The sequence below is a fragment of the Methylobacterium oryzisoli genome, from assembly GCF_046557895.1.
GTDB lineage: Bacteria > Pseudomonadota > Alphaproteobacteria > Rhizobiales > Beijerinckiaceae > Methylobacterium > Methylobacterium oryzisoli.
On the sequence record NZ_JBKIBX010000017.1, the window covers coordinates 110,669 to 116,310 of the forward strand.

Consider the following 5,642-nt stretch of genomic DNA (forward strand, 5'->3'; position numbering starts at 1 on the left):
CGCGCCGGCCGGCTACGCGGGCGCCCGGGTGCTGGTGGCCGACGACAGCCCGGTCAACCGCGAGGTGGCCGTGGAGGCGCTCACCCGTTGTGGCGTCACCCGCATCCTGACCGTCGAGAACGGCGCCGAGGCGGTGGCGGCGGCCGAGGCCGGCGGCCTCGACCTGATCCTGATGGACGGCAGCATGCCGGTGCTGGACGGATTCGACGCCGCCCGCGCCATCCGCGCCCGCGAGGCCGGGACCGGCGCGCGCCGAGTGCCGATCGTCGCCCTCACCGCCCACGTCATCGGGGAGGGGGCCGAGGCGTGGCGCGCGGCCGGCATGGACGGCGTGCTCGCCAAGCCCTTCACCCTGGCCGATCTCGCGCGCACCCTCGCGGGCGTGCTGGAGCCCGGGAGCGCGTCCGCCGCGGCGGACGTTCCCATCGATGCCCCTCTGGATGCCCCTTCCCTGCTCGATCCCGGGACGCTGGCGAGCCTCGACGAGATGGCGCAGGCGAGCGGCACGGCCTTCATCGAGCGGCTCTTGCGCCTCTTCCGCGAGCACGCCCCGCAGAGCCTGGAAACCCTGATCGCGGCCGGCGACGCGCCGGCTGCGGCCCGCGCGGCGCACGGCCTGAAATCCATGAGCCTCAACGTCGGGGCGGGCGCGCTCGCGGGCGCGCTCGCCGCCATCGAGCGGGCGGCCCGGACCGAGGACGCCATGCCGGACGCCGCCGCGCTCGCCCCCCTCCGGGACCTGCTGGCCGAGACGATCGCGGCGCTGGAGACGCATTTCCGGGCGCTGCCGCGGGCGGCGTAGGGCGCCGCCCGTCGCGCAGGCTCCGCAACGCCAAAGACCCGGGCGCTCTCCTTCAACATTGACGCCGTCTGCAGCAACATGCGAGTGCGGACGTAACGGACGGAGCGACCGATGGAGCATGACGACGTGCCGAGGCGCTTGGCAGACCGACCGCTCCTGCGCATCCTTGCGATGGGCCTGAGTGCACCGTCATTCCTGACCGTCCCTGCCATGAAGCTTCAGGCGACCCAGCGAACCGATGGGCTTCAGCGCGCGTGGCGCAACGTTGGCCGCCACCTGACGCGCAGCCTGGGACGTCTCGGCGATGAGCAGCGCTCCAGATGACGGTCCGCCCGCGAAGGGCGGTATCCCGGTCGAGGTACGCCAACAACTCCTAGACAGGATCGGCCCCGCACTCGATGGACTGGTCGATCCCGACAAGCAGCCGGAGGTTGTCGGGCGCCTTCTTGCAATATTGCAGGCAAGAGTTTCAGTTACACAGACGCAAGTCACGGAAACGCTGCATCAAGGCTCGCTGCCTGCGCCAGAAACGCTTGAGCGGTATGAGCGGCTGCATCCCGGAATGGCCGATCGCCTCCTCCGGATGGCAGAGCGCGCTCAGCAGGCCGAGATCGAGTCCGTGCACGATGTCAACAGACGGACGGACCGATATCAGCTCCTGGCCCTGCTCGCCGGATTCAAAGGCCTCCTGATCATCCTGTGCTTCGCTTACGCACTTGCGGGGAGAGGGCACGATTGGATTGCCGCTGGCGCCTTCGGGATAGGCGTCAGCGGCATCATCGCGACCCTGGTCAACGCGCCGTTCACCCGGCGACTCCGACCGGACGAGGGAACGACCGACAAGCCCACCTCCTGAGAGGGTTCGACGGTCCCGCGCCACGCTCACCCCCGCATGGCGTTCATGGTCAGGAGTTCGTAGGTCGCCGCCGTCTCGCCCGCGCCGGTGAGGATCTCGACGTCCCAGCGCACCTCGCCGTACTGCGCGTTGCGCGGCGATTTCTCCTTGGCGGTGAGGCGCACCCGGATCGCCTCGCCCGGGCGCAGCGGCTTGAGGAAGCGCAAGCTATCGAGGCCGTAATTGGCCAGGACCGGACCCGGCTCGGGATCCACGAACAGGCCGGCCGCGAAGGAGAGCAGCAGGTAGCCGTGCGCCACCCGGCCGGGGAAGAACGGGTGGTCCTTCACCGCCTCGTCGCTCATGTGGGCGTAGAAGGTGTCGCCCGTGAAGGCCGCGAAGTGCTCGATGTCCTCGACCGTGATCGTGCGCTCGCCCGAGTGGAAGGTGCGGCCGATCTCCAGCTCCTCGAAGCTGCAGCGGAACGGATGGGCTGCCGCCTCGATCACCGGCGCGCCCTTGGCCCAGCTCCCCGTGAGCGCGGTCAGCATCGCGGGCGAGCCCTGGAGGGCGGTGCGCTGGAGGTAGAGGCGCAGCGCCCGCATGCCGCCGAGTTCCTCGCCCCCGCCCGCGCGGCCCGGCCCCCCGTGGACGAGATGCGGCATCGGTGAGCCGTGGCCGGTCTGTTCCTTGGCGCAGTCGCGGTCGACCACGAGCAGCCGCCCGTGGAAGGCGCTGGCGCCGAAGACGATCTCGGCCGCCGCGGCCGGATCGTGGGTGTAGAGCGAGGCGACGAGGCTGCCCTCGCCGCGGTTGGCGAGCAGCACCGCCTCGGCGGGGTCGGCGTAGCCCATCACCGTGCAGGCCGGCCCGAACGCCTCCACGTGGTGGACCCGCGTCGCCCGGATCGGGTCGGGGCAGTGCAGGAGGATCGGGGGCAGGAAGGCGCCGCGCGCCCGGTCCGCGCCCTCAACAGTGAAATCGTCCGGATCGCCCGTCACCCGCTCGGTCTCGGGGGCGAGGAGGTCGAGCTTGGCCAGCACGTCGCGCCGCTGGTCGAGCCCGACCACCGGCCCCATCCGCACGCCCTCCAGCGCTGGGTCGCCCACCCGCACGCCGGCGAGGCGCTGGCGCAACGCCTCGATCACCGCCGGCACCTGGGCGCGGGGGCTGAGCGCCCGGCGGATCGCCGTGCATTTCTGCCCGGCCTTCACGGTCATCTCCTTGGCCACCTCACGCACGAAGAGGTCGAACTCGGGCGTGCCGGGGACCGCGTCGGGGCCGAGGATCGCGGCGTTGAGGGAGTCGCGCTCGGCGTTGAAGCGCACCGCCTCGCGGGCGATGACGGGGTGGCGCTGCAGTGTCGCGGCGGTCTCGGCCGAGCCCGTGAAGGCGACCACGTCCTGGCCGGTGAGGTGGTCGAAAAGGTCGCCCGTCGACCCGATCACGCATTGCAGGGCGCCGTCCGGCAAAATCCCGGATTCGGCGATCATCCGCACCAGCGCGTGGGCCACCTGCGCGGTCACGGTGGCGGGCTTGGTGACGACCGGCACGCCCGCGAGCAGCGCGGGCGCCATCTTCTCCAACAGGCCCCAGCACGGGAAGTTGAAGGCGTTGATGTGCACCGCCACCCCGGCCCGGGAGGTCAGCACGTGCCGGCCCGCGAAGCTGCCGCTGCGCGAGAGCGATTCCGCCTCGCCGTCGAGCAGGAAGGTGGTGTTCGGCAATTCGCGCCGGCCCTTCGAGGCGAAGACGAACAGGGTGCCGATGCCCCCGTCCACGTCGATCAGGCTGTCCCCGCGCGTGGCCCCGGTCTGGAGGGAGAGGGCGTAGAGCGCCTCCTTGCGCTCGGTGAGGTACTGCGCCAGCGCCTTCAGCATCGCGGCGCGCTCGTGGAAGGTGAGGCGGCGCAGGGCCGGGCCGCCGACGCGCCGGGCGTAGTCCAGCACCTCGCCCATCGCGAGGCCGCCGCTCGCGACCTCCGCCACCGGTTCGCCCGTGACGGCGCTGCGCACGAGCACGAGGTCGGTGCCGGGCGCGGCCCAGCGGCCCTGGACGTAGCTCTCCAGTCTCATCGGCGTACCTCCCGTGTGGTTCTGGTCGTGTCGTTCCGGCGCATTATTGACCGACCGGCCGGTTGGTCAAGGCCGCACGCCGCTCCGTGCCGGGCCGCCCGCCGCGACGGCGTGCGACTCGCCCGCCCGCGCCGCCCGGCCCTCGGCTCAATCGTCGCCCGAGCGGTGCTTGTCGGGCAGGACATGGCGCTTGAGGAGGCCCACCAAGACGAGCACCGCGAAGGTGAGGGCGAAGGCGGTGGCGACCAGGCGATACTGCACCGCGCCCGCCGCGATGCCCAACGCGGCGGCGAGCCAGACGCTCGCCGCGGTGGTCAGGTTGCGCACGTCCCCGCGCATCACGAAGATCGCGCCGGCGGCGATGAAGCCGATCGCCTGGGCCAAGCCCTGGATGACCCGCAGCGGATCGGCCTCGCCGCCATGCGCCCGCACCGCCGCGTAGAGGCTGAGCGCCGACACGGTGATCACCGCCGAACTCAGCGCCACCAGGGCGTGCGTGCGCAGGCCCGCATCCTTGCCGCGCACCTCGCGCTCCAGGCCGATCAGCAGGCCGCAGAGCGTCGCGGCGCCGAGGCGCAGCATCAGGTCGGCGATGCCGAAGCTGGTCTCGTCCGGGATGGTCATCCGCCTCGTCCGATCCGCCGCGGGCTGTCCCACGGACGGAAAACGCCGCAGCGGGCCGATCGGATCACGACCGGGGCGAACCGCCCCCACAGGTCTTCACACTCATGCCCGGAGGTCTATCGCCGATCTCTGCCGCGTCCCGACATCGATATCCGGGCATCGGCGCGCGATCCATCCTGTAAGAGGCACAGCACAGCCGGGATATCCGGATCGATCTTCGTCCGACGACACCGCATATCTCCGCGGCGCTGGTCTGGTCCTCGACCCCGCCGACAGCTCCTGCAATTTCTCGTTTCAATAGACGGGACGCATCGCGCGACCGAAGCCGTCTCGCGGCCGGCTGGGTCGGCCTGGATCGCCCCACCATTTCAGCCCTGTCGGACGCCGAAGACCTGACCGGACCAGGTATCTCTCCTTGAAACAATCAGACATGAATTGTTTACAATTTTCGCCACAATCTCACGGCGAACAACAACCGTAGGTCTTCTGCGTTCAGATTTCGCGGGTATCGCATCCACAAGAACTACGTATCTTCACGAAGCTTTTTGCTTCCACCACCTTGCGAGCCGCCGCGTAAGCGTCCAACAGGTCTGATGCGCTCAGCGGAGACGTGCCTCGGCTTTATCCAAGATGCGCCCAACGAAGAAACGAGGGCCAACCGTGAATGCCTGCGCGGGAGAGGCCCGGGATCGGCAACTCTCACGAAATGGAACCTGAATGATGACAGAGGTGGAAGGTCACGACGAGGACGCGGGTGGTCTCGTCGCGCTGACGGCCGACATCGTGTCGGCCTACGTCTCGAAGAATTCCGTCCCGGTCGCGGAACTGCCCGGGCTGCTCTCGGCGGTCCACGGGACCCTGGAGTCCCTGGTCTCGCCGCCGCCGCCCGAGCCGGAGAAGCCGGTGCCGCCGGTGCCGGTCAAGAGGACCGTGACCCCCGACCACATCATCAGCCTCGAAGACGGTAAGCCCTACAAGTCCCTCAAGCGCCACCTCACCACCCGCGGCCTCACGCCTGACCAGTACCGCCAGAAGTGGGGACTGCCCCCCGACTACCCGATGGTGGCGGCGAACTACGCCGCCCAGCGCTCCGAACTCGCCAAGAGCATCGGGCTCGGCCAGCAGCGCAAGAACCGCGGCCGCCGCAAGCCCTGACCCCGCCCGGCCGGCGCATCGTCGCGGCGGGCGGGTCGCGGCGGCGCCGTGGGGGGCTTTGCGCCGATGCGGGGCCGGTTCGGCGCGAGCGAGCAGGCGGCACAGGACATCGGACCGGGGGGGGGGGGGGAGGGGGGGGGGGGGGGGGGAA

At 70.6% G+C, this 5,642-nt stretch carries 6 protein-coding genes; 4 read left to right on the plus strand and 2 right to left on the minus strand.

The features are described from left to right. The 3 genes from ACKUB9_RS17970 to ACKUB9_RS17980 all read left to right on the plus strand — a co-directional run. On the plus strand, positions 1-802 hold an 802-nt coding region (locus tag ACKUB9_RS17970; protein ID WP_410825857.1), incomplete at its 5' end, for a response regulator. Between the two features lie 111 nt (positions 803-913). Further along, complete coding sequence (locus ACKUB9_RS17975; protein WP_407524895.1) at positions 914-1,126, plus strand: hypothetical protein; 213 nt, start codon at positions 914-916, stop codon at positions 1,124-1,126. Next, the gene (locus tag ACKUB9_RS17980) at positions 1,107-1,658 is read left to right on the plus strand and encodes a DUF2335 domain-containing protein (protein WP_407524898.1); all 552 of its coding nucleotides are present in this window, start codon (positions 1,107-1,109) and stop codon (positions 1,656-1,658) included. Before ACKUB9_RS17975 ends, ACKUB9_RS17980 begins: the two co-directional genes overlap by 20 nt. Positions 1,659-1,684: 26 nt before the next feature. On the opposite strand, the gene paaZ is transcribed toward ACKUB9_RS17980, so the two are convergent. Continuing rightward, a complete protein-coding gene (gene paaZ, locus ACKUB9_RS17985) occupies positions 1,685-3,712 on the minus strand; it encodes a phenylacetic acid degradation bifunctional protein PaaZ (RefSeq protein ID WP_407524901.1) in 2,028 nt (675 codons plus the stop codon). Between the two features lie 147 nt (positions 3,713-3,859). After that, positions 3,860-4,336 (minus strand): MgtC/SapB family protein, encoded by a 477-nt coding sequence (locus tag ACKUB9_RS17990; RefSeq protein ID WP_407524904.1) that lies wholly within the window; start codon positions 4,334-4,336, stop codon positions 3,860-3,862. A gap of 720 nt (positions 4,337-5,056) precedes the next feature. Here ACKUB9_RS17990 and ACKUB9_RS17995 point away from each other — a divergent pair. Beyond that, entirely contained in the window at positions 5,057-5,491 is a 435-nt protein-coding gene (locus tag ACKUB9_RS17995) for a Ros/MucR family transcriptional regulator (protein WP_410824739.1), read from the plus strand. The last annotated feature ends 151 nt before the right edge of the window (positions 5,492-5,642 follow it).

Bases quoted from the DNA above. Each gene is read 5' to 3' on its own strand.
- ACKUB9_RS17980 (WP_407524898.1), top strand. From the start codon at position 1,107: ATGAGCAGCGCTCCAGATGACGGTCCGCCCGCGAAGGGCGGTATCCCG.
- ACKUB9_RS17975 (WP_407524895.1), top strand. From the start codon at position 914: ATGGAGCATGACGACGTGCCGAGGCGCTTGGCAGACCGACCGCTCCTG.
- ACKUB9_RS17990 (WP_407524904.1), bottom strand. From the start codon at position 4,336: ATGACCATCCCGGACGAGACCAGCTTCGGCATCGCCGACCTGATGCTG.
- paaZ (WP_407524901.1), bottom strand. From the start codon at position 3,712: ATGAGACTGGAGAGCTACGTCCAGGGCCGCTGGGCCGCGCCCGGCACC.
- ACKUB9_RS17995 (WP_410824739.1), top strand. From the start codon at position 5,057: ATGACAGAGGTGGAAGGTCACGACGAGGACGCGGGTGGTCTCGTCGCG.